Annotated in this window: 26 protein-coding genes and 1 pseudogene; 14 read left to right on the top strand and 13 right to left on the bottom strand. The window is 65.4% G+C overall.

What is annotated here, in order from left to right; all coding sequences use genetic code 11:
- Positions 1–4: 4 nt before the first annotated feature.
- The 3 genes from AWC27_RS30820 to AWC27_RS05525 are packed head-to-tail and all read left to right on the top strand — an operon-like array spanning position 5 to position 2,075.
- The gene (locus AWC27_RS30820) at positions 5–148 is read left to right on the top strand and encodes a hypothetical protein (protein WP_169726723.1); all 144 of its coding nucleotides are present in this window, start codon (positions 5–7) and stop codon (positions 146–148) included.
- 26 nt (positions 149–174) lie between these two features.
- On the top strand, positions 175–1,623 hold the full coding sequence (locus AWC27_RS05530; protein WP_085669554.1) for a protein adenylyltransferase SelO: 1,449 nt from the start codon (positions 175–177) through the stop codon (positions 1,621–1,623).
- Positions 1,624–1,628: 5 nt separating this feature from the next.
- On the top strand, positions 1,629–2,075 hold the full coding sequence (locus AWC27_RS05525) for a GAF domain-containing protein (protein ID WP_085669553.1): 447 nt from the start codon (positions 1,629–1,631) through the stop codon (positions 2,073–2,075).
- A gap of 10 nt (positions 2,076–2,085) precedes the next feature.
- On the opposite strand, the gene AWC27_RS05520 is transcribed toward AWC27_RS05525, so the two are convergent.
- On the bottom strand, positions 2,086–2,997 hold the full coding sequence (locus AWC27_RS05520) for a DUF808 domain-containing protein (RefSeq protein WP_085669552.1): 912 nt from the start codon (positions 2,995–2,997) through the stop codon (positions 2,086–2,088).
- A 185-nt stretch (positions 2,998–3,182) separates the two neighbouring features.
- Here AWC27_RS05520 and AWC27_RS05515 point away from each other — a divergent pair, with 185 nt between their 5' ends.
- A complete protein-coding gene (locus tag AWC27_RS05515) occupies positions 3,183–4,979 on the top strand; it encodes a serine/threonine protein kinase PknE (RefSeq protein WP_085669551.1) in 1,797 nt (598 codons plus the stop codon).
- Positions 4,980–5,088: 109 nt separating this feature from the next.
- On the opposite strand, the gene AWC27_RS05510 is transcribed toward AWC27_RS05515, so the two are convergent.
- The 3 genes from AWC27_RS05510 to AWC27_RS05500 are packed head-to-tail and all read right to left on the bottom strand — an operon-like array spanning position 5,089 to position 8,197.
- Positions 5,089–6,102 carry an NADP-dependent oxidoreductase gene (locus tag AWC27_RS05510; protein WP_085669550.1) on the bottom strand — a complete coding sequence of 338 codons (1,014 nt, stop codon included), beginning with the start codon at positions 6,100–6,102 and terminating at the stop codon, positions 5,089–5,091.
- Entirely contained in the window at positions 6,099–7,070 is a 972-nt protein-coding gene (locus AWC27_RS05505) for an LLM class F420-dependent oxidoreductase (protein ID WP_085669549.1), read from the bottom strand. Before AWC27_RS05505 ends, AWC27_RS05510 begins: the two co-directional genes overlap by 4 nt.
- Positions 7,067–8,197 (bottom strand): acyl-CoA dehydrogenase family protein, encoded by a 1,131-nt coding sequence (locus AWC27_RS05500; RefSeq protein WP_085669548.1) that lies wholly within the window; start codon positions 8,195–8,197, stop codon positions 7,067–7,069. Before AWC27_RS05500 ends, AWC27_RS05505 begins: the two co-directional genes overlap by 4 nt.
- 58 nt (positions 8,198–8,255) lie before the next feature.
- Here AWC27_RS05500 and AWC27_RS05495 point away from each other — a divergent pair, with 58 nt between their 5' ends.
- Positions 8,256–8,726, top strand: coding sequence for a winged helix-turn-helix transcriptional regulator (locus tag AWC27_RS05495; protein WP_085669547.1), 471 nt, complete (start codon positions 8,256–8,258; stop codon positions 8,724–8,726).
- A gap of 206 nt (positions 8,727–8,932) precedes the next feature.
- Positions 8,933–10,069, top strand: coding sequence for a glycoside hydrolase 5 family protein (locus AWC27_RS05490; protein WP_085669546.1), 1,137 nt, complete (start codon positions 8,933–8,935; stop codon positions 10,067–10,069).
- 13 nt (positions 10,070–10,082) lie between these two features.
- Here AWC27_RS05490 and AWC27_RS05485 read toward each other — a convergent pair whose 3' ends face one another.
- The gene (locus AWC27_RS05485; protein ID WP_085669545.1) at positions 10,083–10,574 is read right to left on the bottom strand and encodes an LppP/LprE family lipoprotein; all 492 of its coding nucleotides are present in this window, start codon (positions 10,572–10,574) and stop codon (positions 10,083–10,085) included.
- Positions 10,575–10,668: 94 nt separating this feature from the next.
- Positions 10,669–11,466 (bottom strand): spirocyclase AveC family protein, encoded by a 798-nt coding sequence (locus tag AWC27_RS05480; RefSeq protein WP_085669544.1) that lies wholly within the window; start codon positions 11,464–11,466, stop codon positions 10,669–10,671.
- 145 nt (positions 11,467–11,611) lie between these two features.
- Between AWC27_RS05480 and AWC27_RS05475 the strand changes: the two genes are divergently transcribed.
- Both AWC27_RS05475 and AWC27_RS05470 read left to right on the top strand, forming a co-directional pair.
- The gene (locus AWC27_RS05475; RefSeq protein WP_085669543.1) at positions 11,612–12,244 is read left to right on the top strand and encodes a TetR/AcrR family transcriptional regulator; all 633 of its coding nucleotides are present in this window, start codon (positions 11,612–11,614) and stop codon (positions 12,242–12,244) included.
- A gap of 29 nt (positions 12,245–12,273) precedes the next feature.
- A complete protein-coding gene (locus tag AWC27_RS05470) occupies positions 12,274–12,627 on the top strand; it encodes a hypothetical protein (protein ID WP_085669542.1) in 354 nt (117 codons plus the stop codon).
- A 293-nt stretch (positions 12,628–12,920) separates the two neighbouring features.
- Here AWC27_RS05470 and AWC27_RS31855 read toward each other — a convergent pair.
- The 3 genes and pseudogenes from AWC27_RS31855 to AWC27_RS05455 all read right to left on the bottom strand — a co-directional run.
- Positions 12,921–13,419, bottom strand: a pseudogene (locus AWC27_RS31855) (PPE family protein); the annotation flags it as partial.
- A gap of 138 nt (positions 13,420–13,557) precedes the next feature.
- On the bottom strand, positions 13,558–14,202 hold the full coding sequence (locus tag AWC27_RS05460; protein WP_085669540.1) for a TIGR03085 family metal-binding protein: 645 nt from the start codon (positions 14,200–14,202) through the stop codon (positions 13,558–13,560).
- Positions 14,195–15,394, bottom strand: coding sequence for a cytochrome P450 (locus tag AWC27_RS05455; protein ID WP_085669539.1), 1,200 nt, complete (start codon positions 15,392–15,394; stop codon positions 14,195–14,197). The genes AWC27_RS05460 and AWC27_RS05455 overlap by 8 nt, the downstream gene beginning before the upstream one ends.
- Before the next feature lie 290 nt (positions 15,395–15,684).
- Between AWC27_RS05455 and AWC27_RS05450 the strand changes: the two genes are divergently transcribed.
- Genes AWC27_RS05450 through AWC27_RS05445 form a run of 3 tightly spaced genes read left to right on the top strand, consistent with a single transcriptional unit; the run spans position 15,685 to position 18,275 of the window.
- Positions 15,685–16,914, top strand: a complete 1,230-nt coding sequence (locus tag AWC27_RS05450) for a PPE family protein (RefSeq protein WP_085669538.1) — start codon at positions 15,685–15,687, stop codon at positions 16,912–16,914.
- Between the two features lie 4 nt (positions 16,915–16,918).
- Positions 16,919–17,047 (top strand): hypothetical protein, encoded by a 129-nt coding sequence (locus AWC27_RS32600; RefSeq protein WP_264078907.1) that lies wholly within the window; start codon positions 16,919–16,921, stop codon positions 17,045–17,047.
- Between the two features lie 16 nt (positions 17,048–17,063).
- Positions 17,064–18,275 carry a PPE family protein gene (locus AWC27_RS05445; RefSeq protein WP_139836791.1) on the top strand — a complete coding sequence of 404 codons (1,212 nt, stop codon included), beginning with the start codon at positions 17,064–17,066 and terminating at the stop codon, positions 18,273–18,275.
- Between the two features lie 16 nt (positions 18,276–18,291).
- Here AWC27_RS05445 and pstS read toward each other — a convergent pair whose 3' ends face one another.
- Complete coding sequence (gene pstS / locus AWC27_RS05440) at positions 18,292–19,392, bottom strand: phosphate ABC transporter substrate-binding protein PstS (protein WP_139836781.1); 1,101 nt, start codon at positions 19,390–19,392, stop codon at positions 18,292–18,294.
- Positions 19,393–19,683: 291 nt separating this feature from the next.
- Between pstS and AWC27_RS05435 the strand changes: the two genes are divergently transcribed.
- Both AWC27_RS05435 and AWC27_RS05430 read left to right on the top strand, forming a co-directional pair.
- Positions 19,684–20,007: a DUF732 domain-containing protein gene (locus tag AWC27_RS05435; RefSeq protein WP_085669535.1), complete on the top strand. Its 324-nt coding sequence runs from the start codon at positions 19,684–19,686 to the stop codon at positions 20,005–20,007.
- A gap of 28 nt (positions 20,008–20,035) precedes the next feature.
- A complete protein-coding gene (locus tag AWC27_RS05430) occupies positions 20,036–20,899 on the top strand; it encodes a phytanoyl-CoA dioxygenase family protein (RefSeq protein WP_085669644.1) in 864 nt (287 codons plus the stop codon).
- A gap of 36 nt (positions 20,900–20,935) precedes the next feature.
- Here AWC27_RS05430 and lipY read toward each other — a convergent pair whose 3' ends face one another.
- On the bottom strand, positions 20,936–22,522 hold the full coding sequence (gene lipY / locus AWC27_RS05425) for a triacylglycerol lipase LipY (protein WP_211281561.1): 1,587 nt from the start codon (positions 22,520–22,522) through the stop codon (positions 20,936–20,938).
- 227 nt (positions 22,523–22,749) lie between these two features.
- Here lipY and AWC27_RS05420 point away from each other — a divergent pair, with 227 nt between their 5' ends.
- Positions 22,750–23,463, top strand: a complete 714-nt coding sequence (locus tag AWC27_RS05420) for a M15 family metallopeptidase (RefSeq protein ID WP_245846862.1) — start codon at positions 22,750–22,752, stop codon at positions 23,461–23,463.
- Between the two features lie 6 nt (positions 23,464–23,469).
- Here the strand turns inward: AWC27_RS05420 and AWC27_RS05415 are convergent, their stop codons facing one another.
- Together AWC27_RS05415 and AWC27_RS33125 are read right to left on the bottom strand one after the other, a co-directional pair.
- Positions 23,470–24,960, bottom strand: a complete 1,491-nt coding sequence (locus tag AWC27_RS05415) for a serine hydrolase domain-containing protein (RefSeq protein WP_139836780.1) — start codon at positions 24,958–24,960, stop codon at positions 23,470–23,472.
- Positions 24,961–24,977: 17 nt separating this feature from the next.
- Entirely contained in the window at positions 24,978–25,889 is a 912-nt protein-coding gene (locus tag AWC27_RS33125) for an N-acetylmuramic acid 6-phosphate etherase (protein WP_372516847.1), read from the bottom strand.
- Positions 25,890–25,906 lie beyond the last annotated feature (17 nt).

Here is a 25,906-nt window from a genome sequence, read left to right as displayed (position 1 = left end):
ACCGATGAGCACTGGAACAGGGCCTGACGACAAAGAACACACCGCCCAGCCGGCCGAATCCGAAGACGACAGCGTGGTCTCCCCGCCGGCCTATCCGGCGTATTCCACGCCTCCCCCGGAAGGGCTGGCCACGCCCGAGGACGGATGACGCCAGCCCTCCGTACTGTGGACTAAGTGAGCGTCACACCGGACACGACCGTCGTTCTGCAGGACCGCTTCGCCCGCGAGCTGCCGGAGCTGGCTGTGCAGTGGCAGGCCGAGGCGACACCGGACGCTGAGTTGCTGGTCCTCAACGAGCCGCTGGCCGCCGAGCTCGGCCTGGACGCCGACTGGTTGCGCAGCCGCGACGGGGTGGGGTTCTTGGTCGGCAACCGGGTGCCCACTGGAGCGGTACCGGTGGCCCAAGCGTATGCGGGACACCAATTCGGCGGCTACGTCCCGCGGTTGGGCGATGGGCGCGCGCTGCTCCTCGGGGAGCTTGCCGAAGGCGACGGGCGACTCCGCGACATCCACCTCAAAGGTTCGGGGCGCACGCCGTTTGCCCGCGGGGGTGACGGCCTGGCCGTAGTCGGGCCGATGTTGCGCGAATACGTCATCAGCGAGGCAATGCACGCGATGGGCGTCCCGACCACGCGCTCGCTGGCCGTGGTCAAGACAGGCCGCCCGGTAGAGCGGGACGGCAAACAGCTGCCCGGCGCTCTGCTGGTCCGGGTCGCGAGCAGTCACCTGCGGGTAGGCAGCTTCCAATATGCTGCTGCCACAGGCGATGTCGAGCTACTGCGCCGGCTTGCCGACCATGCCATAGCCCGCCACCATCCCAGCGCAGCAGCGGCCGAACGCCCCTACCTCGCGTTGTTCGAGGCGGTGGCCGGCGTCCAGGGATCCCTGATCGCCCGATGGATGCAGATCGGCTTCATCCACGGGGTGATGAACACCGACAACATGACGATCTCCGGGGAAACCATCGACTACGGTCCGTGTGCATTCATGGAGGCCTACCACCCCGAAACCGTGTTCAGCTCAATCGATTACTGGGGCCGCTATGCCTACGCCAACCAGCCGGTCATCGCCGGATGGAACCTGGCCCGGTTCGCTGAGACGCTGCTGCCCTTGATATCTACCGACATCGAGGAAGCAATCGCATTGGTGCAGAACGCGTTTGGCGAATTTCATCAGTACCACGACGCGTGGTCATCGGGCATGGGCGCCAAACTCGGACTGAGCTCGGGTGACACGTCGCTGGTCGACGAACTGCTCACGCAGCTGCAGGAAAGTCACGTCGACTTCACCTCGTTCTTCCGGCACCTCGGCCAAGCCGCCCGCGGCAACAACGAACCCGCACGCGGACTGTTCGTCGACCTCGCGCGGTTCGACGACTGGTTGTCGCGCTGGCAGAACCTCGGCCCCGACGCGGAATTGATGGACCGGGTCAACCCGGTCTACATCCCGCGCAACCACCTTGTCGAGGAGGCGCTGACGGCGGCGACGGGCGACGATCTCGAACCGCTGAGTCAGCTCCTCGAAGCCGTCACCGACCCGTACACGCAACGAGCCGGGCTGGACCGGTACGCCAGCCCCGCCCCCGACGATTTCGGTACCTACCGGACTTTTTGCGGCACCTGAGTCAGATGACAGCCGTCTACCGCGCGCCAATGCGCTCGCGCAGTGACGGCGTTGACCTGCGTGCCGGCATCGAACGGGCCCGGCGGCTCGGCCGGTGCGGGTTCGGCCAATTGGTGCATGGACCCGACGAGCGGGATCGGCTGGCGCAGCGGGTGGCCCGCTTCGCCGATGTGCAGGACGGCTCATTCGTGTGGACGCGCGACGCGGATGGCCTGTTCTGGCTGGGGCGGATCTGCGGGGCCTACTTCTTTGACGCCGATGACGCCGCTGCAGCGGTGGACCTGGTGCATGTGCGCCCGTGCGACTGGTTGCCGCAGCCGCTGCTGGAGCCGGATGTGCCGGCCGGCGTCATCGAGACGTTCCGCCGGGGCGGGCGCAATTTTCAGCAGAGCCACCACCCGTCGATCAGCCGTGAGACACAACAGATCTGGGACGCACGCACCGCACGCTGACCCGTGGGGATCAGCGGCGCCTGTGCAACAGCTTTCCGGCGGCGACGACGGCGACCGCCAGCGCTCCGACAACCAGGCCCACCACCGCCGAAATGCCGGTATTGACCAACCAGCCGAAAACCCCGTGGTGCACGTAATCCTCGGCGTGGTGGACCAAGCCGTACGGCGTGTGCCAGCCCAGCTTGTCGCTGCCCATCAGCAGGATGTGGCCGCCCACCCACAGCATCGCCACGGTGCCGACGACCGACAACGCCGAGAGCAACTTGGGCATCCCGGCGACCAGTGCCCGGCCGACGGGCCGCCCGACTCGGGATTCGGTCTTTGCCAGGTGCAGGCCGACGTCGTCCATCTTTACGATGACGCCCACGACGCCGTACACCGCCGCGGTGATGAGTAGCGCAACGATGATGAGAATGATCAACCGCGGCACGAACGCCTGATGAGCGACCTCGTTGAGGGCGATCACCATGATCTCGGCGGACAGGATGAAGTCGGTCCGGATCGCCGCGCTCACCATGTGGCTCTCGGTCTGTGGCAGCTCGGCGTGGCCGTCATGACCGCGCAGGACGCTCCACACTTTCTCGGCGCCTTCGTAGCACAGATAGGTGGCGCCCAGCATCAGGATCGGGAACAGCAGCCACGGTACGAACTGACTGAGCAGCAATGCGCCGGGCAGGATGAACAGCAGCTTGTTGCGCAGCGATCCGATCGCGATGCGCTTAATGATGGGCAATTCGCGCTCGGCGCTGATCCCGTCGACATATTGGGGTGTGACCGCGGTGTCGTCGATGACCACTCCGGCGGCCTTAGCGGTGGCACGGCCGGTGGCAGGCGCGATGCCCCCGATGTCCTTGACGGAGGCCGCGGTTAGCCGTGCCAGCGCGGCCACGTCGTCCAGGAGTCCGAAGAGCCCAGCACTCATCGCGACTTCCCCATGGCGTTGCAGGGTACTCGGGTCATCAGGCCGTCCACATGACACTTGTTACCCATTTAACTGCGCTGCCCATCCACCGAATCGGCACATTCTGTGGCTGTCACCGTGCCCCGCAGCTACCCAAACCATTAGCCTTATGCTGGCCCGCCACCGCGGGGTGAGGAGAGTCGGGGATGGGTGACGCCGCGGACACGCGGGAAGGTACGCAGTTCGGGCCGTACCGGTTGCGACGGCTGGTAGGCCGCGGCGCCATGGGCGACGTATACGAAGCCGAGGACACGGTCCGGGAACGAGTCGTTGCGCTCAAGCTGATGTCCCAGACGCTGTCCACCGATCCGGTCTTTCGCACCCGCATGCAGCGCGAAGCTCGCACCGCGGGTCGGCTGCAGGAACCCCACGTCGTACCGATTCACGATTACGGCGAGATCGACGGTCAGCTGTATGTGGACATGCGCCTGATCGACGGCAAGGACCTGGCCGGCATCTTGAAGCGGTACGGCCCACTAACCCCGCCGCGGGCGGTGGCGGTGATCCGCCAGATCGGGTCGGCGCTGGACGCGGCACACGCCGCCGGTGTGTCACACCGCGACGTCAAGCCGGAGAACATTCTGGTCACCTCGGATGATTTCGCCTACCTCGTCGACTTCGGCATCGCCAGCGCCACCTCCGACGAGAAGCTGACGCAGCTGGGCAGCACCGTGGGCACCCTCTACTACATGGCACCGGAGCGCTTCCGCGAGGGCGAAGTGACATATCGGGCCGACATCTACGCCCTGGCCTGCGTGCTTTTCGAGTGCCTCACCGGATCTCCGCCGTACCGGGGCGACCAGCTCGCCGTGATGGGTGGGCACCTGAACCAGGCGATTCCGCAGCCAAGCGTCGTCCGCCCGGGCGTTCCGGTCGCCTTCGACGCCGTGATCGCGCGCGGCATGGCCAAGGACCCCGCGGACCGCTATGCCACCTGCGGCGACCTATCCGCCGCGGCATACGCGGCGCTGGCCACACCAGATCAGGATCGGGCTACCGACATCCTGGAACGCAGCCAGGTGGCACAGCTGCCGCCACCCGGGTACGCCACCGCCCAACCGAGCGGCTTTGCGTCCAACCCACCGCCGAGTTCGGCGTGGGGCGCGCCGTCGGCCCCGCAGCCGTATCCGTCGGGACCGATTCCACAGGCTCCGTGGGCCGGCGCTCCGGGCTGGGGTGTCGGACAAACCGCAACCACCGGGGCACCGCCGTGGGCTCAACCGCCGGCACCCGTCAGCCGCAAGCCGTGGATCTGGGTTGGTGCCGCCGTCGCCCTGGTCATGATCGTCACCGGCGGCCTGCTCGTCGCGCTCGCCCAGCCGTGGCGCTCCGCCCCACCGCACCCGACGAAGTCGTCGTCGCCGGCACCGGCGGCCGACGCGGTCGAACTGCGCGTCCTCGATGACGGCGTATTCGTCGGCAGCTCGGCGGCAACGGCGACCATCGACATCTTCAACGAGCCGATCTGCCCGCCGTGCGGCGCCTTCATCAGGTCGTATGCCACCGATATCGACACCGCGATAAACAACAAGAAACTGGCCGTGCGCTATCACTTGCTCAGCTTCCTCGACGACCAGTCGCACACGAAGAACTACTCGACCCGCGCGGTAGCGGCCACCTACTGTGTCGCCGGCCAGAACGACCCGAAGGTCTACACCGACTTCTACTCGCGCCTGTTCGCCAGCGACTTTCAGCCTCAGGAGGGCGCCGCGTCGGACCGCACCGACATCGAGCTGGCCCATCTGGCACAAACCGTCGGAGCCGACACGAATGCGATCAACTGCATCAAGTCCGGCGATGATCTCGGCGTCGCCCAAGCCAAGACCGCCAATGCCGACAGCACGCTGGCCGGTCTCAATGCGCAGGGCACGCCGTTCGTGTGGGACGGGAAGAAGGGTGTGAATCTGCAGGATTCGGGTTGGCTCACCCAACTGACCGGCTGAGCTCGGAGCTCGATTTCTACTGTGCACCTGTGGTTTTGAGTGTGAACCTGCGCAGGCCGCACCGGCGAATCGCCGCCCGGGACGCCCACTCGAAGCCGCAGGTGCACACTCAATGCTGTTCGAGCGCGAGCACAAGCTTGCCCGTATTCCCGCCCCCAAACAGCGACAGCAGCACCTCTGGAAAGTCGCCGACATCGCCATGGATCACCTGCTCGCGCGACCGCAACTCCCCGCTACGCAGCCAATCGGCAAGCTGCGCAACGCCTTGCGCGTACCGGTCGGCATAGTCGAAGATCACGAAGCCCGTCATCGAGGCCCGCGCGACCAGCAGCTGCATGTAGTTGGCCGGCCCGCGGAGTTCGCCGTCGGCGTTGTACTGCGAGATGGCCCCGCAGATCACGACGCGCGCGCCCCGGGCCAGCCGCGACAGCGCCGCCTCCAATACCGCTCCCCCGACGTTGTCGAAGAAGACGTCAATACCGTTGGGGGCGTGTGTCTTCAGCTGCCGACGCAGGTCGCCCTCCCGATAGTCGATGGCCGCATCGAAGCCGAGTTCGTCGACCAGCCAGCGGCATTTGTCCGCGCCGCCGGCAATACCGATCACCCGGCAGCCATTGATCCGGGCGATCTGCCCGGCGATGCTGCCTACCGAGCCGGCGGCTCCGGAGATGACGACTGTCTGGCCCGGCCGCGGGCGGCCGACATCGAGCAGCCCGAAGTAAGCGGTCAGGCCACTGATCCCCAGTGCGCCGAGGTGCACCGGAGCCGGCGCGAGGGTGGTGTCCACCGCGCTCACGTCCCGGCCGTCGGACAGCGCATAGCGCTGCACTCCGAAGGTGCCGAACACCTCGTCGCCGACCGCGAAATCCCGATGGCGGGAATCGATTACGCGTCCGATGCCACCAGCGCGCATCACCTCGCCGATCTCGACCGGCGGCACGTACGAGCGGCCGGCGTTCATCCAGGTCCGCATCGCCGGATCGACGGAGAGGTATTCGACCTGCACCAGGAATTCGCCGTCGTCCGGGGTGCCGGTGGGCTCGTCGCCGATCTGCCAATCCTCGATCTTGGGCATGCCGACCGGGCGAGCGGCCAGCCGGCATACGGTGTTGACGAGCGTCATTGATAACTCCCGGATATTGCGTGGAGGGTCGCCCGCCCTCCCGGATCTTCGGCGGTCGACGGCACGATCGCGACGCAGTCCGCGCCGGCGTCCCGGTAGGCGGTAAGCCGCGCCGCGACTTGGCCGGCATCACCCAAAGCGCACACCGCCTGCAGTAGCTCGACGGGGATCGCGGCGGCCAGTTCACGGCGTGCCGCCCCGGCCCGCGCCTTACCGACGAGATCGCCAAAGCCCAACGCGCCGAACATTTCCCCGTAACCAGGTGGGGCAAGATACACCGCAAGCTGGGCAGCCAGTTGGGTGTGGGTGGCGTCGCCGGGGTTGACGGCGGCCGGCACCCACACCGTCAGGCGCGGCGCGGACCGGCCGGCCTGCGCTGCCGCGGCGTCCACCATCGCACGCACCTGCGTGACGCGGTCCGGCGAAGAGAGGTTGAGCGCGATCTCGTCGGCTTGCTCTGCACCCACCCGGAGCATGCCAGGGCCGAACGCCCCCAACGCAATTCGTGTCTGTGGCGTTGGACTGCGCAGCCGAAAGCCGCGACTGCTGACGTAGCGGCCGGTGTAATCGACACGCGCGCCGTCCAGCATCGCGCGCAGGCATTCGATCGTTTCGCGCATGACCGCCACGTGGTGATCCCAGCGGCGCTGGTGCCAGCCGGCCACGATCATCGGGCTGGAGGCGCCCAGTGCGATGTCGACCCGGTTGCCGGTGAGGGAGGCGACCGAACTTGCCCCCAGCGCCAATGTCACCGGACCGCGAACGCCCACGGCGAGCGGTCCGATCTTCAAAGGCATTCCGGGCGCGCGCAGCCCGACCGCGGTAGCGAGTGCGAACGCGTCATAGGTGGCCATCTCGCCGATCCACACCGCATCCAAGCCCGCGTCCGCGGCCGCCAGCGCGACGTCCACTGCCTCGAGGTCGGGCCGGTCCAGCCAAAAGGGCAGGACCACTTCGTAACCCGTCACAGCATCGATGTGTCGGCCGGCTGGTCGAGCAGTACGCGGCCGGGCAACTCGCGCGACGCCTCGTTGACCTGGAAGTGGGCGGTGGCCGTGAACGCGTCACGGAATCGGCGCTGCAAAGGCGCGCCGTCGTAGATGGCGCTGCCTCCCGCGAGGTCGTACATGTTGCGCACCACATCGGCCGACGTGCGCGCCGCATGGGTGGCCGCCAGTCGCAGCCGATTGCGCAATGCCACTGGTACCGCGTCCGATTCGTGACTGGCCTGCCAGGCGGTATCGATTGCCTCGTAGTAGAGCGCGCGGGCGGCGCCCAATGCCGCTTCGGCCGTTGCGACGGCGGCTTGGGTCACCGGGCGTTCGGCCAGGGTGCGGGTGGCGCCCAGGCCTTTCTTGCCGCCGGCCAGCTCGACGAGGTCGTCGATCGCGGCACGCGCATTGCCCAACGCGGCCGCGCCGATCGACAGCGCGAAGAAGCCGAACACCGGGAAGCGATACAGCGGCCGGTCGATGGCCGGCCCGTCGAATACCGAGAACACACGGTCGGCGGGTACGAAGACCTCGTCGGCAACGCTGTCGTGGCTGCCGGTGCCGCGCAGGCCCAGCGTGTACCAGGTGTCGAGCACCTGCAGGTCGTATTTGGGTAGCGCGACCACCGAGGGCACCCGCCCCTCGTCGATGAAACAGCCGGCGAACATCATGTCGGCGTGGTTGATCCCGCTGCAGAACGGCCAGCGCCCCGACACCACGACTCCGCCGTCGACCGACTTTGCCTTGCCGCGGGGCGCCCAAACGCCCGCCGCGACTCCCGTTCCGCCGCCGAACATCTCGTCACGGGCCGAAGACGGCAGGTAGGCGACCAGCAGGGCGCTGGTGATCGCGATCGAGACGCACCAGCCGGCCGAGGCGTCGCCGCGCGCCACCGCTTCGGCACACCGCAGGGCCGGGCCGGGGGCCAACTCCAGCGCTTCGACCTCGCGGGGCATGGTGGCTCGCAGTAGCCCGGCCTCGCGCAGCCGGGCCACCAGCTCATCGGGAAGCCGCCGGTCGCGATCGATGTCCGCCGACATCTCGCGGGCCGAAAGTGCGATCTTCTCGGCGAGGGTCTCGATTTCGGTGTCGCTGTGACTCATGGTTCAGTCAAGTTACCACCTATGGTTCAGTAATTGAACCGGGTACAGTGATTGAACTATGGCCGCTGCCGATCTGTCCCACCGCTTCGAAGGCGAGTCGGTCGGCCGCGCGCTCGAGCTGGTGGGCGAGCGCTGGACGCTGCTCATCCTGCGCGAGGCGTTCTTCGGCGTGCAGCGGTTCGGTCAGCTCGCACGCAACCTCAGCATTCCGCGTCCCACGTTGTCCTCGCGGCTGCGGATGCTCGTCGAGATGGGACTACTCGACCGGGTGCCCTATTCGCGAGACCCCGAGCGCCACGAGTACCGGCTCACCGAGGCGGGCCACGAACTCTTCGGCGCGATCGTCGTCCTGATGCGCTGGGGTGACGAGCACCTGCCCCACCCCGGTGGACCACCGATTCTGTTGCGCCACCACACTTGCGGCGAGTTCGTCGATGCGCGCTTGATCTGCGCCCACTGCGGCGACGAGATCACCGCGCGAAATGTGACACCCGAAGCGGGACCGGGTTTTCGGGCCGAGATCAGTTAATCGCCGCGACGCTTACCCGATGATTCAGCACGCGCTGCAACCGGTCCATCGCGGCTTCGATCCGGCCCGGCGAATCGCTCACTTCACACACCTCCGGTCGCCCACAAATAACGATTCTCAACCTCAACAATTGCGAATCGGTAAGCAAGGCTAAACACGTCGCCGGATAAGCCGGGGCATAGCGTCGGCAAAATTATCGTCAGTTCGTGCACCGTCGAACGGCCCTCAAGATACCGCTGGCTCTGGCGGTTGGCGCTGCGCTTGTCCAAACACCGCGCGCTGCAGCCGAACCCGGCCGGTGGAGCGCTGACCGGGCCAACAGCTGGTATCAAGCGCACGGTTGGCTCGTCGGCGCCAACTACATCACCTCGACGGCCATCAACCAGCTCGAGATGTTTCAGCCAGGGACCTACGACCCCCGTCGCATCGACGCCGAACTCGCCGTGGCCCGCTCGCACGGGTTCAACACGGTGCGGGTGTTTCTGCACGATCAGCTGTGGGCCCAGGATCGCCAGGGCTTTTCCAGCCGCCTGGGCCAGTTCGTCACGATCGCGGCAAGCCACGGCATCAAGCCGCTGTTCGTCTTGTTCGACTCCTGCTGGGACCCGTTCCCCAGGGCCGGCCGCCAGCGCGCGCCCAGACCGGGGGTGCACAATTCCGGCTGGGTGCAGAGCCCGGGTGCTGAACACATCGACGACCGCCGCTACGCCGGCGTGCTGTACGACTACGTCACCGGCTTACTCACCCAATTCCGCTCTGACGAAAGAATTTTGGGGTGGGACCTGTGGAATGAACCTGACAATCCAGCCCGCGTCTACCGCACGGTGGAACGCAAGGACAAAGTGGAGCGGGTCGCCGAGCTGCTCCCCCAGGTGTTTCGGTGGGCACGTGCGGTCGATCCCGTCCAGCCACTGACCAGCGGTGTCTGGCAGGGCAACTGGGGAGATCCGGGGAGCCGCAGTGCGATCAGCGGCATTCAACTCGACAACGCCGACGTGATCACGTTTCACTCCTACGCCAAACCGGCCGAATTCGAGGGGCGCATCGCCGAACTCGCTCCGCTGGGCAGGCCGATCATCTGCACGGAGTACCTGGCCCGTTCCATGGGCAGCACCGTCGAAGGCATTCTGCCAATTGCCAAGCGGCACAACGTCGGTGCCTTAAATTGGGGTTTGGTGGCCGGCAAGACCCAGACGTATCAGCCATGGAGTTCCTGGGACCACCCATCCCCCACGCCGCCGAAAGTGTGGTTCAGCGACCTCTTACTGCCGGACGGACGACCCTTTCAAGGCAGTGAGATTCAGACGATCCGGACACTCAGCGGCGCCCAGAGCCGAGACTGAAGCGACTGCCCACTCACCACGTCGGTGCCGGGTCCAGCATCGCGACATGGTCGTTTTGCCACTGGTACCGCACGGTGGTGGTCGGTCCGGTGCACGCGGTGCAGACGTTGCGGCCGTCCTTGTAGTTGAGCGCGACGATGTCATCCGTTGTCTGCGCTCCGTTGACCGACGTGAATGGATAGGCCTTCGACGTACCCACCCCGACGAAGCTGCCCTTGTGGAACAGCAACGCCAGATCGGGCGAGCCGCCGGTCGCTCCTTCCACCGTGATGATGACCGCAGACAGGGTCAGACACGGGTTGTAGTTGCTGCTCGGGTCGAAGCTCTTCGGATTGGTGCTCCACGGGTAGTTTTGCGGCAGCGCGGGCAACGAGGTGATTGCAGCCTGCACCTCGGGGGCACTCAGATTGACCCCACACGTCGGCGGTGCGGCGTGCGCGGGTGTCGCCAGTGGATTCAATACGCAGACAAGGGCGACGAGCGCGACCCAAGCAGCCATTCGCATCGTCGCAGTGTCTCATCTCAGCCACCAAAAGTGCTGCGCCGCTTCGAAGAATTGAGGAAATCGATAGCGCGGCTTTATCGAGTCTTGACCGACCCTAGCGGGGCTGATTGGGTACGCCGGGGAAGAGCTGCTCCGTCGACCCCGAGGTCACCCAGCCCCCAAGCTTGGTAACCAGGTGCGGCGCGAAAACCGCACCGTATAACACGTTTCCAACAATGACGACGGCGACCACGGACAGCACCGAAGATTGCAGCCGGGTCTTCGAGGTCCGGTCGGCCCACATCTCGATGACATTTCGCCCCTCGGCATCCGTACGCCCGAGCAAGTAGGTGAACACCATCATCTGCACGCCCAGCGCGAGCGAGTCATAGATCGGGTACTGATGCTTGGTGCCCTCGAAGACTCCGAGACCGGGGATCACGTAACCGTAGTAGAAGACGCCGAGGCGGGCGCCGACGAACGCGTTGAAAACGAAGGCCCAGCAGAAGCCGACGACAAGACCGACGCTCAGCAGCGTGAGCGGTCTATTTCTCGAGCCGAGAAAATCGAACCGCGCGCTCAGCCGTTGTCCGAGCGTCGCGCCGATCACGGCGGGCAGCACGAAATAGCCGATGTAGCCGACGGGCACGGACGACGGCAGCCCACCCCACGTCATGTTCAACGGCCACCACGACGGCATGCGAGGTAGGGCCGGCGGGAATTGCGCGTACATCGCCCAGTCGTAGGGCGCCTCGATCCAGGAGAAGGAGATCGCCGAGATACAGAGCAGCAGGAGCGGGTGGAGGCGACGGCGCCGAACGCTGAGATACACACCCACCGCGGTGAATGCGATGCCGCTTCCCCAGCCGAAGATGACGGCCCCGGTGAGCAACGGCGTGAGTTCGGCGCTCACCGGCCGCGCGCTTCGGGATCGAAAAAGTAGACCGCGGCGAAGATGAGGACGATCAGTCCGAACAGCGTGCCCAGCATGATGACCGCACCCACGTTAATAGTGGACACTATTCTAAACGAAGGGTCAAGGACGCTATCGTGAAGCGGTGGCAGACAGCTCGGGCCCGGCGGTCCGCCGCCCCCGGGGCGAACCGCGCAGGCTACTGCTCGATGCCGCGCGAGAACTGTTCGCCCGCAAGGACTACCGCAGCACGACGACGCGCGAGATCGCCGAGGCCGCCGGGGTCAGCGAGTATCTGCTCTTCCGCCATTTCGGCTCGAAAGCCGGCCTCTTCCGGGAAGCCCTGGTGGTGCCTTTCACGAGCTTCGTCGACGAATTCGGCCGGACGTGGCAGTCGGTCGTACCCGAGGAGACCGACGAGGAAGAACTGGCCCGGCACTTCGTCGGGCAGCTCTACGACGTGATCGTCGAACACCGCGGCCTGCTACTGACTCTCGCGGCATCGGAGGCGTTCAGCGAGAACGAAATCGCCGATGCGGGTATCGCCGACATCAGGCGGGCGATCGCGGTGCTCGGTCAGATCAGCGCGGAGGGCATGCGCTTGCGCGGACTGCGGTCCAGCCAGCCGGACCTGCCCGCGCATTCGACCGTGGCGATGATCGTCGGCATGGTGGCGCTGCGCTCGACGTTCTTCGGTACCGATCCGCCGTCGCGAGAGGCGATCATTGATGAACTCGTCCAGGCGAGCCTGCACGGCTTCCTGCACCGCCACGACTGAGCGGCTCGACATCAAGCGAAGGAGAACTTGTGGCCAAGTACCTGGTGCTCTATTCCTCGACGCATCGAACCGGGCAGGAACTTCGCTGGCGCATTGCCGCCGACGTCGATTTAGATCAAGTGCGCCGACGGCTTGATCGGGCCCTGCCGGGAGAGTTCGTGAAAGTTCCGGTCGTGCTGGAAGACGAACTCGACACGCTTGAATTGCGCGTGCAACCGCATCAGTTCGGGGCCTGGCTGGTCCTCGATCTACCGGAAGTGGAGGGTGCGCCGGCGCCGTTGGTCGCGGCTCGTGGCCGAATGCCGGACTGGGGCAGGCTGTTCCGGCAGGTACACCACGCCGCCGACGCGGCCCGTGAAACCAAGCGCCAACAGACCGAATGACCTGGACTATCTGCGGATCGCAATGATGGGAATCGCTGGGAACGGATTGACCATCGGGATCAGCGGCTGAAGGTCTTTGATGGCCTGGCGGGCGTTTCCCCGAAGCAGGTCTGTTTCCGCCTTCTGCACTATCGCCCCGGTCTTTCGAGCCGCCTGCCTGGCCTGCTCGGCCGCGATTCGTGCCTTATCGGCTTCTTTGGCCCCCTCTTTGACCGCATCTTTGACGATGCGGACGAACAGTTTGCCCAGGGCACCCAAAGGATCCCGTCTGCCCGCCACGACACCCTCCAGCGGCGTCAGGGCGGCCGCCGCCTGCGATGCGCCGGCGTGGTATCCGATCATCGCGTCGACGTCTTTAGCCCACATCTGCTCGTACATCGATTCCGCTGCCGCGATCGCAGGGGCGTTCTGGCCGAAGAAGTTGGACATGACCAAGCGCACGAAGCCGTTGCGGTTGGCTTCGACCGCCAGCGGATGCACCACCGCCGCCCGTGCCGTCTCGAAGACACTCGCCACCGCGCGGGCCTGCTGGGCCGCCCCGCCCGCGTGAGCCGCCGCCGCGCTGAGATACCCCGCGTACGGAACCGCCGCTGCCGCCATAGCCTGCGCAGCGGCACCCTGCCACGCCTGAGTAGATAACCCCGAGGTCACCGAGGAAAACGACGACGCCGCGGTGCCCAGTTCGGCGGCCAAGCCGTCCCAGGCCGAGGCGGCCTGCAGCATCGGGGCCGACCCGGCGCCGGTATACATCGAGATCGAGTTCAGCTCAGGCGGCATCATCAAAAAGCTCATCGCGCAGTCACTCCCCACACGGTGCGTAACAGACTGACGCGAACACCCGAAAGTTCGCCGAACCCCGACGGGTAGAGATTAGGGCCACAGCGGAAGATCTGACTGCAATTCGGCAAAGATGTCTTTGAGTTGATTCACTCACATACCGAAATGAGTGCGCTGGACCGCTTCAACCGCCTCCGGCGGCCCGCTCAGCGCAACCCGCGCAGCTGCTTGGCGCCCGAAAACGAAGAGCAGGAGTTCGCCCGGCATAGCGCACAGGCGAGCTGCTGGTTGACCCCGGCGAACCAGTATTCGTTTATCGGTGGTAGCCCAGTCGATTTCGAGTCCGTAACCACGCAGCCGCCGACTCAGATAACGGCCGCTGCGGCAAACGTTTCGCCACAAGGCGGCGTCCATTTCCGGGGTGAGGCTACGGGGCCCATAGCCATTGGCGCGGCGAACGTCCTCGTGATGAACAAAGAACTCGTTGAGATTGGCCAGAGCGCGGACCCAGCCAATGCGAAAGAAGCCAACCGGCGGGCCGGATCGGATCCGCGCGACGAGTGATCGGAAATCCTCACTCTGAGCCAAGTGCGCCCGGCGCCGTTCGGCGAATCGCTGGAAGCGGCCCGGCAAGACGAGGCAGGGGCCGGCAACGAAATCATGTTCTCTCAGCACGAGGTGGGCCGCCAGGTCACGGGCATTCCAGCCCTCTAGCAGAGTGGGAACAGCTGGGCCGAGCTCGTCCAGCAGGTCGCAGAGCTCGCGGCGCTCGTTAGCGTCGAGCAGGAAATCAGCCATTGGACCCCCAGCGCAGCGGCAATGACTTGAGCGCGAATGTTTTTGATGGAAAAGGGATTTCCGGAATGTATCCGGGATGATGAAGCGCGAAGTCGGGGATCTGTTTGAGCCATTGCGTGACGATCACGGTGAGTTCCAGCCGCGCCAGATGAGAACCCAGGCAACGGTGTGGTCCGCCACCGAACCCCCAGTGCCGGTGCACTTTTCCGTCCATCACCAACTCGTCGGTGGAGGTCACGTCACTGCCGTCGCGGTTGACCGCGGCCATGCACAACCGCACCTGCGACCCCGGCGGTAGCGTCATGCCGCCGACGTTGACGAATTCGGTGGTGACTCGGGGCGCCACCGGTGCCGACGGCTCCAGCCGGACGATCTCTTCGACGAAGACCGTCACTTGCCTGGGGTCTTTCTCGAGATTGTCGCGGAGTTCCGCGCGCAGCCGCGGTCTGCGCGCCAATTCGAACAGGGAGAATCCGATCGCGGCCGTCACCGTGTCGAGACCCGCCAGGATCAAGAGGTGGGTCATGCCCAGCAGCTCGAGATCGGTCAAGTCGCCGGGGCCGGTCATCACCTGAGACAACATGTCCGAGCCCGGGTTTCGTCGCCGCTCTTGGATCGCATTCGTGAGGTATTCCAACAGCGCGATCTGCCCCGCCTCCACCTCGGCCACAGTGAGGAAGGGCTTATCGCCGACGATGGCGTCTTTCCAGGCGATCACGCGGTCGCGATCCTGCAGCGGCAGCCCGAAGAGCTCGAGGAACACCTGAAAGGGATACCGGCGCGCGAAATCGCCCATCACTTCACATTCGCCCCGGCCGGCAAGCTCGGCAATCATTTCGGCCGCATGGCACTCCAGTATCGGCCGGGACTTAACCAGCGCCTGCGGACTGAAGTACGGTTGCAGAATTTTTCGGTAACGGGTGTGCTCCGGTGGGTCGAATGCCAGTGGAACCACCGGCAGCGGATTGGTCGGCGGCTGCAGCATTCGCGACGAGAAGCCCTTGGGATTTCGCAACGCGGCCAGCACGTCCTCGCGACGGGTGAGGTAATAGGCGCCATTCATAAAAACCACGGGTCCCGCTTCGCGCAGCGTCCGCCATCCAATCCCACGATCTTCGGCCAGCGGAAGCGATGCGTATTCGAGCCGGGGTAGATAAAAGGCACTTGCCTGGCCGCTACCCGGAGTGCTCATCCGTTGAAGCTACTCGATCCGCGAAGAGCACCATGTGCGTCGCAGAACTTAATTGTGGATTAACAAATGTCGGCGCGAAATGAATAATTGGCGTCGCCGGGTCCGAACCTCGAACTCCGCCTTTAAGTTTCATATGTCAGCGGTTCGGCCCACAAAGGTCGCTCGCAGACCTTCTCGCAGACGTTAAGGACTGATGGGACATCGAGGCAGAGAGCACGGGCCGCGGATGATCCCTAGCGCAAGTTCAACGACGGATTCCCTGAACTTTGCCCCAACGTTGGGGAGGTGAGTTGTTTGATTTCGCGGCCCTGCCGCCGGAGCTGAATTCCGGCCGCATCTATTCCGGCCCGGGCTCGGGACCGATGTTGGCGGCGGCCTCGGCCTGGGACGCAGTGGCAGCTGAATTAGGCTCTGCTGCAACGAGTTACAACGCAGTCATTACCGACCTATCCAGCGCCCCATGGGTCGGGCCGGCGTCGCGTGCAATGGTTGCCGCGGTCATGCCGTATGTGGACTGGCTCAGCGCAGCGTCCGGACAGGCCGAGGAGGCCGCCACTGCGGCCCGGGCAGCCGTCGCCGCTTACGAGACCGCATTCACGTTGACGGTCCCCCCGCCGGTGATCGCCGCCAACCGGGTCTTGTCGATGTCGCTGATAGCTACCAACTTCTTCGGGCAGAACACCCCGGCGATCGCCGCGGCCGAAGCCGACTACCTGGAGATGTGGGCCCAGGACGCCACCGCAATGTACGGGTATGCGGCGTCGTCGGCGCTCGCCACGGAGTTGAGCCGGTTCTCGTCACCGCCGAATACGACCAACCCCGACGCCGCGGGCGGTCAGGCCGCCGCGGTTGCCCAAGCTGCGGCCACCCCGGCCGGCGACTCCGCGCAGAGCGCATCCACCATCCCGCAGCTGCTCGCGTCGGCCGCGGTACCCCAGGCGGCGGCCCAACAGTTTGCGGCGGCACCGGCGGCCGCGGTTGAACCGAACTTCATTTGGAATACCATCGTCGATTTCTTCAAGTACGGGTTGCCCACACCGGCCAACAACTGGGCCGGGCTCTACCCCGGTATGTACACCGCGATCAGACAGACGTTGCAGGCCTATTTCGGGATTGGCGTAGCCAACTTCGGTTGGTCGATCGGCCAGCAGTTGTTCAACGGCCTGGGTACGACGGCTGGCTCGGGCGGCGCCTGGTATCCGACACCCCAATTCGCGGCGCTGGGCGCCGGTGGTTGGCATTTCCACAGCGGAGCCGGCCTGACGGCAAGCATTTCCTCGTCCAGCAAAATCGGCGGGCTTTCGGTGCCGGCGAGTTGGGCCGGCGCACCCGGCGCTGCCGCGAAGGTGATGAGCGCCGAGTTCGTCCACTCGACCAGCGGGACGAACCCGACGACTGGGATGAACGCCGCGCTGCCCGGATTGCCGGCCGGATCACGCGGCGCTACGCGCGCGGGCAACGGGGGAATCCGGTACGGACTCCGCTACGCCGTCCTCACCCGACCACCTTCCGGAGGATAAATCCATGTCTGAAGCAATGATTCGGCCCAACCACCGCGCGATGCGGTTCCCCGCGCATACCCAGCTGTACCCGGCCGTCAGCGCTCAGGCTGCGGCAATTCACCAGGCGGCCCCCGTGGCCGCGGCCGGCTAAGGAGCAGGACATGGCGATCGATTTCGGTCTACTACCGCCCGAGGTCACCTCGGCGATGATGTACTCCGGCCCGGGGGCGGCATCGTTCGTGGCCGCGGCTTCGGCGTGGAATGCCCTGGCCGCAGAGCTGACGTCGACGGCCCAGAGCTACGAGACAGTGCTTACCCGGCTGGCCGGCAAAGAGTGGATGGGCCCGGCGTCAGCGGCGATGGCCGATTCCGCCCAGCCCTATGTGGCGTGGATGATGAGTGCGGCCGGCCTGGCCGAGCACGCCGCCACCCAATCCCGTTCGGCCGCAGCGGCATTCGAGGCCGCCTTCGCCTCGGTGGTGCCACCACCACTGATCGAGGCCAACCGCGCCGAGTTGACCCAAGCCGTGCAGACCAACATCTTTGGACTGAACAACGGCGTGATTGCGGCGCTGGAAGCCCAGTACGCGGAAATGTGGGCTCAGGACGCCTCGGCCATGTACAACTATGCCGCGGCGTCTGCGGCAGCCAGTAGATTCAGCACATTCACCCAAGCGCCGACCATTGTCAATCCGGCGGGTACCACCACTCAGGCGGCGGCCGTGGCCGCCGCGCAAGCCAGCCCGGCCTCCTCGATCCAGGAATCGCTGCAGAGCTTCTTCAACCAAATCACCGGCCAGTTGGGACTGCTCGCCACGCCCAGCGGCACCCAGCAGTTGGTGTCGCAGCTCGAGACCAGCTTCCCCGTCTTGACCGAAATCTGGTTCCTGTTAACCGGACAAACCACGCTGCCCAACAACCTGGGCACCTTCATGCAGGGCTACTCCAACTACGCGAGCTTCTTCTACAACACCGAAGGCCTGCCGTACTTCAGCGTTGGTATGGGCAACTTCGGTGTGCAGATCGCGAAATCGGCGGGCTGGATCGGCGGCGCGGCGCCGGCGCTGCCTGCCGTCCCGGCGCCCCCGGTAGCCGCGGCCCTCGGGCCCGGGGGCCAGGTGGCCGCCGGTCTGGGCGCCGGAGCCCACGTGGGACACCTGGCCGTTCCGGCGTCATGGCCCGGGGCGTCGACCGCTCCGCCGGCCGTGCGCCCTGCGGTGCAGATGATCAGTGAGCCGATAACCACCGGCGAGGCCGGGACCGGAAACGTCCTCAGTGGCATGCCGGTAGCCGGCGGCGGTAACGCGCGCGGGGCGGGCGCAGGGCCCCGATATGGGTTCAAACCCACCGTTATGGCCCGCCCACTGCCGGCCGGCTGATCTCGTCGGCTCCGGGTTACGAAATGGCGTTGACCGCGGTGGCCAACCGCGACTTGAACGCGTCCGGAATGGGAACATATCCGTTGTCGGACAAGCCATTCTGGCCGGCGCCGATGGTGCTCTGCAGGAAGGCCTTGACGGCAATACCGATTTGAGCGTCAGGATACTTCGAGCAGACGATCTCGTAGGTCGCCAGCACGATCGGGTAACTGCCGGGCTGAGTCGGACGGTAGAAGGAGATCGTGTCGAGAACAAGGTCATTGTTCTGGTTGACGATGCCGGCCGAGGCAATCGTCTTCGCCACCGAATCCGCGCTGAGCGCTACCGGATCCGGGCCCGCCGACGTGATGATCTTGGCCATGCCCAGTTGCTGCGCCTGGGCGAACGACCATTCGTTGTAGCTGATGGCGCCCTCGGTGCGCTTGACGGTTGCCGACGTGCCGTCGTTGCCCATGGCTCCCACCCCGACACCGCCCAGGAACTCCCTCCCGGCACCCTTGCCCCAGACGCCATCGGAGGCGGTATCGAGGTATCTCTGGAAGTTCTCCGACGTGCCGGACTCGTCGCTGCGGAATACGACGTGAATCGGCTGAGCGGGCAGCGACACACCCGCGTTCAACGCCGCGATGGCGGGGTCGTTCCAGGTGGCGATGGCGCCGTTGAAGATCTTGGCGGCGGTGGCAGCGTCAAGAGTCAGTGAAGTGACTCCGTTGAGGTGGTAGGTGATGGCGATCGGCCCGAAGACCACCGGCAGGTTCCATGCCGGTGAGCCGCAGCGTTGCTGGGCAGCGGCGTATTCGGCTGGTTTCAGCGGCGAGTCCGATCCGCCGAAATCGGTTTGGCCGGAGGTGAATTCGCGGATTCCCGCCCCAGAACCGTTGGCGGTGTAGTTCAGCGTCTGGCCCGAACAGGCCCGCTCGAACGCCTTCACGAATCCGGTCATCGCGTTGGCCTGCGCCGTCGACCCGCTGGCCTTGAGCACCCGCTTTCCGCCGCAACTCACGTTGGCTGTCGACGCACTTGGCGCACTTGCCTTTTGGTCATTACCGCACGCCGACGAGAGCAGCGCGATAGCGGAGACGAGGCATAGCAAGGCACTAAATCGGTTGCGGGGCAATTTAGTTCCTTTGATTCTTCGACCTTCGACGGCAGGGTTGACACCCTACTGCAGCTCTAGTGCACCGAACATTAACGGCCGATGGCATCGGGGCGACCTCATCATGAACGTGCATTCGGGGTGGTTTTCGCCGGAAGTAACCGGCAGGAAAACAACGCATGTACAACTTCCCGCGAAGCTAGAACTAGGGTGCCCCAGCCGGGAAAATCGGACTATTAGGAAGCCAACGCTCCAACGCTCGCAGCTCGGCTTCGGCGACATCAAGTCATCTCACCCGCGGGAGCAGCTTCAATGTATTCGCGCCTCTTGGCAGTTGCGGCGCTGCTTGCGTCGCTCGGCCCGCTGGCGGTCGCGACCGCTCATGCCGACACGACCGACGACAAATTCTTGGCTCAGCTGCGGGCCGAGGGCATCACCGACCACGTATCCGCAGCTCACGCGATCGAAGCCGGACATTTCGTATGCGTGAAACTCGACAATGGCATGTCACCGAATGATGTGGCCAATGACGTGCTGAATAGCAGCAACATGCCGGCCTATCATTCCGGGTACTTCGTCGGCGCCAGCATCGACGCCTACTGCCCGCGACACAAGGCCTTATTGCCTGCGACATAAGTCGTCCGACGGTGCCATGCTGGTATCGATGAACATCGAGCACGAGTCCGTCACAACTCTCGAGGACCTCAAGGGCGATCTGGCGCAGCGCTACAAGCGGGAGCCAACAGGTGGAGGCTCCGTCGACCTCGCCACTGTCGAGGCCGACTTGGCGGCCCTCGACCGTGACGGCTACGTCATTTGGGAAAACCTGCTCGGCGCCGAGCAGTGCCGGGAAATCCGTCAGGTCGTGGGCCCCTGGCTGGCGCACACCGGACGCAACTCCTTTGAGGGCCGGCGCACCCAGCGGATCTACAGCGTGTTGAGCAGGACGCGCGTCTGCGACCGGTTGGTTGATCATCCGCGGGTGCTGGCGCTGCTGGACCGGTTGCTGATGCCGAACTATTTACTTTCGGCATTGCAGGCCATCAACATTCAGCCCGGTGAGGCCGCGCAGCTGGCCCATCATGACGACGGGTTCTACCCGATTCCACGTCCGCGGGCACCGTTGGCCGCGGCGACGATCTGGGCCATTGACGACTTCACCGCCGACAACGGCGCAACGGTGGTGATACCCGGCAGCCACCGCTGGGGCAAGCGTCGGCCGAGCCCGGAGGATCGGTCGCTGCCTGTCGTCATGCCCGCCGGGTCGTGCGTCTTCTTCGTCGGCACGCTGTGGCATGGCGGAGGCGCGAACACCAGTGCGACCGACCGTTTGGCCGTCACCGCCCAGTACTGCCAACCGTGGCTGCGGCCCATGGAGGCCTTTACCTTGTCGGTGTCGCGCGAGGTCGCTCGAACGGTCTCCGCCGACATTCGCCGCATGCTGGGCTACAGCATCCATCCGCCGTTCGTCGGCGCCGTCGATGGCCTGCATCCGCTACGGCTGCTGGAGAGTGGGCGGGACGACTAGCAGCCGCGCCACCGCGACCCGTCGCATAGCTAGGAATCAGGCCGCGATGCCGAGTTCGTAATTGATCTGCGGGAGGTACTGCGGACCGTCCAGGGTCAGCAAAACCCAATCGTGAATTTGACCATTGGCCAGGACAAAGCTGATGGGTGCCAGCTGCTCTACAGCCTTTTGCTGAAGGACTAATGCGTCAGCCGAAAGCATATCCAGGTTGCCTGAGTAGACATATGTTGGCGGCAGTATGCTCAAGTCTCCGTAGAGCGGACTCACCATAGGATCGGTCAACGAAAGATTGCCCGCCCAAACCTTGCCGATCTGTTGCGCGGGCCCAAATGGCAGCAATGGGTCTTGGACCAACGCGATATTCGGATTGGTCATCCCGAGATCGAGCCATGGCGATAGCAGAACCATCGATGCCGGTAGTGGGGCACTCGAGTCCAGCGCCTTTATGTATTCGACGGATGCTAATGCGAGGTTGCCACCGGCGGAGTCACCGATCACGCTGACGTGTGTCGGTCCGTGTTGAGTCAGCTGGGAGGAAATGAAGCCGGCCATCTGCGGTACCACCGTCGCCGCGGTACCCCCTTGCTGCAGCAACGGGTAAATCGGCACTTCAATGGTCGCGCCGGTCTGGTGGGCCGTCACCGAGTAGTTGATCCAGTGCAGGAACGAGGGCGGGAAGATGAACGCGCCGCCGTGGATGGCGACCACATAGTCGCCGGTTGGATGAGCCGGCGAGATCTGCACAACGCTCATCCCGTTATAGGTGGTGTACTGCACGGTTTCTCCCAGCAGCAAGTTCAAGAACGGCGGCGGGGAGTTACCGATGAACCACGACAGCGGCGGGATGTCACTGGCGAACAGCCCCAATAGCGGGCTGTTGGGCATGGAGAGTTGGGTTTCCATCCCGGATAAGTTCAGGAGTGGCTTTACCGGCCACAGCGCAGCTTCTTCGAATCTGGTTAGCAGTGACGGCGTACCGGTGAAGGTCCCTGGTTGGTTTGCTGCGAAAGGCGGAGCGGCCTGCGCCCCGAAGATGCTCGCGAACAGTGTCTCGCCGACTCGGGTGAATTCGTTGGCGAATCCACCTGGGAGTGCGGGCAAATTCTCCAGCGCCTGCGCCCACGGGCCCAATTGCGCGACCGTTGCTGACGCGCTGGTGTAATACCCGACCATCGTGGCGACGTCGTGCGCCCACATCTGCTCATAGACGGCTTCGGCGGCCGCGATCGCCGGAGCGTTCTGGCCGAACAGATTCGACAGCACCAGCGACACCAGCTCGCCCCGATTGGCCGCAATGAGTCCGGGATGCACGATTGTTGCCAGCGCTTCCTCAAACGCGATGGCCGCCGCCCGAGCTTGCGCTGCTGACTGTTCGGCTTGAGCGGCTGCGCCTGCCAGCCAGTCCACATACCGTGCGGCCGCGGTGGTCATAGACGCCGACGACGGGCCTCGCCAGGCCTGGCCTGCCAGATCAGAGGTTATCGAGCTGAATTCGGTTGCCGCTGAGCTCAACTCACCGCCGATCCCTTCCCAAGCCGCCGCCGCCGCCAGCATCGGCCCCGATCCGGGCCCATCGAGCAGCAGCACCGAATTGACCTCAGGCGGCCACACCGAAAAGCTCATTACTGGTCCCCCTCGATCAGTTCTTGAGCAGCCCAATTTCCGAACGTACCGCCCCAACGTCTTGGAGCAAGCGTTTCGTCGGCACGCAATCTGTCGGTCGTCAAGCCGTTGCGCGGCGACGTCCTCTGGCTGGCGTCCAGCTGCGGTAGCGTTGGCACCGGATTCGGCTAGCGAAGCCGCTCGTCGCAGCGGTCCGGCAGGGAGCAAGCGGTGAGGACTCATCGGAGTTGACGTCCTTCAAGCGGCGGGGCGCCTTGCTGGCGGGACTGCTCGCATCAGGCGTCTTACTTGTGCAGTGCACCGCCGCGCCCACACCTCCTGCGGCCACACCATCCTCGTTACCGCCGGCCGCCACGACGCCGTCATCCGGCGCGCCGCCGCCACCCACGGCCGCGACCGTGCAACCGGTGACCGCCGCCGAACTCGGCCCGAGCTGGCGGCCCGGTTGTCCCGTGCCGCCCGAGCAGCTGCGCCGGGTCGATGTTGATTACCTCGGTTTCGACGGACAGACTCACCGCGGCGAGCTGATCGTGCACGAAGACTTGGCGCCGCAGATCATCGCGATCTTTGCGCAGCTGCGCCGAGTGGGTTATCCCGTCGACAAGATCCGCACGGTCGACCACTACCCGGACGCTGATGATGAGCTGTCCATGGAGGACAACAACACTTCAGCTTTCAACTGCCGGCTCATCCCCGGAAGCAACGAATGGTCTCAACACGCCTACGGTCGGGCCATCGATATCAACACCCTGCTCAACCCATGCCTCTATGTGACAGGGTATTTCGAGCCGCACAACGCGGCGGTCTATCTGGACCGCAGCCGCACCGACCCGGGACTCATCCACGCCGGCGACCCCGCCGAACACGCCTTCACCGACAGCGGCTGGCAATGGGGTGGCTACTGGACGACTCCTGACTACCAACACTTCGAGCGCCCCTGAGCCGCGCTAAAGACCCAGGGCTCGGGCCGTCGCCGTCGCAACCTCGCCGCGCAAATTCGACATCGGTGGACTGCCCCGCGTGTGGATCGAGTTCGAGAGCAGAACCAGGTAGGTATCCGAGCCCGGATCCATCCAAATCGAGGTTCCAGTGAAGCCGGTGTGTCCGAAACTACCGATCGGAAAGACCATGCCTCGCGTGGCGGACTGGCCGGTGTCGATGTCCCAACCGAAGCCGCGCAGGTTTTGGCCCGTGATCGCGGGATACCGCGCAGCAAGCAACGGATCCCAGGTATTCAGTCTCTTCGCGATCGCATCTCGGCTGGCATTGTTCGCTGCTTCCAGTTGTCGATCCGTGTGTCCCGGCTGCTGCGGCGTCGTCATCAACTCCAAAGTCGCTTGCGTCAGCGGGAACTGGCTCGGACGGCCCGCGAGCCGGTCAAGGAGGGCCTGCGCAAAGATGCCGACATCGTGCGCTGTCGAGAACACGCCGGCATGCCCGGCCACGCCACCCATGCGTCGCGCCGTCATGTCGTGCACGGTCCCCCGCAGCAGGCGATCGAAGTCGGGATTCTTGCTCGGATCGGCTCTGCCCTCTTCGTCACGCGCTGTCGGAGCGATGCGCGACAGAAGATCCGTGCTCCACATACCTTCAGCACAAGGGGCCGGCACGGCGCCTCGCGGTCCCGGGGCCCAACCGATCGCAGAACCTCTAATCGTATGCGGCCCACAGGCTTTCGCCAGCGGAAGGAAGCGGGTATCGGCCATGCCAAGCGGTGCGAACACATGCTCGGCAACGTAGACATCCTCGGCTTGGCCGGTCACTCTCTCGACGAGCACGCCGAGCAGGATGAAGTTGATGTCGGAGTAGCGGAAGACCCCACCAGGACCCGACTCCAGCGGCGTTGTGAGCGCGCGACGAATGCCTTGCGCTCTATCGGCTTGGGCGAGCCCCCACGGGTCTCTGAGCTCGACGTCGCCCGTCTCACCCGAAGTATGCGTAAGCAACATACGAACGGTCACCTTTGCCCGCCGCGGATCATTCGCAATATTGAAGTCGGGCAGGTACTGCTGCACGGGATCGTCGAACCGCACCTTGCCTTGTTCGTAGAGCTGCATGACGGCCGTCGCCGTGGCCAGGCACTTCGTCAACGAGGCCAAGTCAAAGATCGTGTCCTCGGTCATCGGCTCCGCGGGCGCGGGCAAACCGTCTAGCCCGGGTTCACTCGCCAGCCTGCGCGAGCCATACGCATGCTGGAAGGCGATATCGCCGTCATGCCCGACCAACACCACAGCACCTGGCAGCTTCTCTGCCGCGATCGCGTCGCTGATCAGCTTGGAGACGGGTGCGAAGGCAGGGGGCGTGGGCGCCTCTGGAGGCCTGGAAACTGTTGCAGTGCTCGGGTTTTCGGCTGGTATCTGCACCGTCTTGCTGACGGTCGTGTGCGCTGACTCGCCATGCGAGCAAGCCGCACAGCATGCCAGCAGGACGGCTCCCATGGCAACGACCGTCCGCATCATCGCGCCCGCCCAACCAGCGCGTCCCGTACGCGTCCCCGGGCTCGATCGAGCCGGTCGGAAGCCTCGGCGGCATCAACGCCCGCCAGCAACGCAACGATCGCCGTCTTGGCGTGACCGCCCGCGTCCGCAAGGGCGGCCGTCGCGGTCTGTTCGTCGACGCCGGCCGCGTCGCGAACGATCCGCACCGCCCGGCGGCGCAGCTTGACGTTGGTCGCCCGTACGTCGACCATCCGCGGTCCGTAGGCTTTGCCGAGCGCGATCATCACACTCGTCGAGAGCGCGTTGAGCACCACCTTCTGCGACGTCCCCGCGGTCAGCCGCGTGGAGCCGGCGAGCACCTCTGGTCCGGTGAGCAACTCGATCACAACGTCGGCGGCCGCGTCGCTGCCGGAGTTGTTGACGATCGCGACGGTTAACGCACCGGCCGCGCGCGCATGCCGCAGCGCCCCGAGTACGTACGGCGTGCGACCCGACGCGGTGATCCCGACCAGCGCGTCGGCTGCGGTAAGGCCGGCGAAATCCGTTGGGGTGAAAGAGTCCTCGGCGCCATCGATTGCCCCGGTCAGCGCGGCCGGGCCGCCGGCGATCACACCGCGCACAATGTCGGTCCTGAACGTCGGCCCGCACTCGGCCGCATCGAGCACGCCGAGCCGGCCGGGTGTTCCGGCTCCGGCGTAGATCAGCCGGCCGCCGCACTCGAGTCGCGCAGCGATCGCCTCGGCCGCCGCCGTGATTTGCGGCAGTGCGGCTACCACCGCGTTGTGCGCCTGTCCCTCGGCGGCTACAAGCAGCGCGACGACGTCAGCGATAGGCCGCGTATCGAGGTCATCCAAGTCGGGCCGAACGGCCTCGGTGGCGAGGACGTCGAGGCCGTTGGGCGGCGCAAGGGAATCGGAGCAAGCAGGCAAGCGGATCACGTGCGGCT

It is taken from the genome of Mycobacterium szulgai (genome assembly GCF_002116635.1).
Lineage (GTDB): Bacteria > Actinomycetota > Actinomycetes > Mycobacteriales > Mycobacteriaceae > Mycobacterium > Mycobacterium szulgai.
This window is presented reverse-complemented; position numbering and strand designations above follow the sequence as displayed.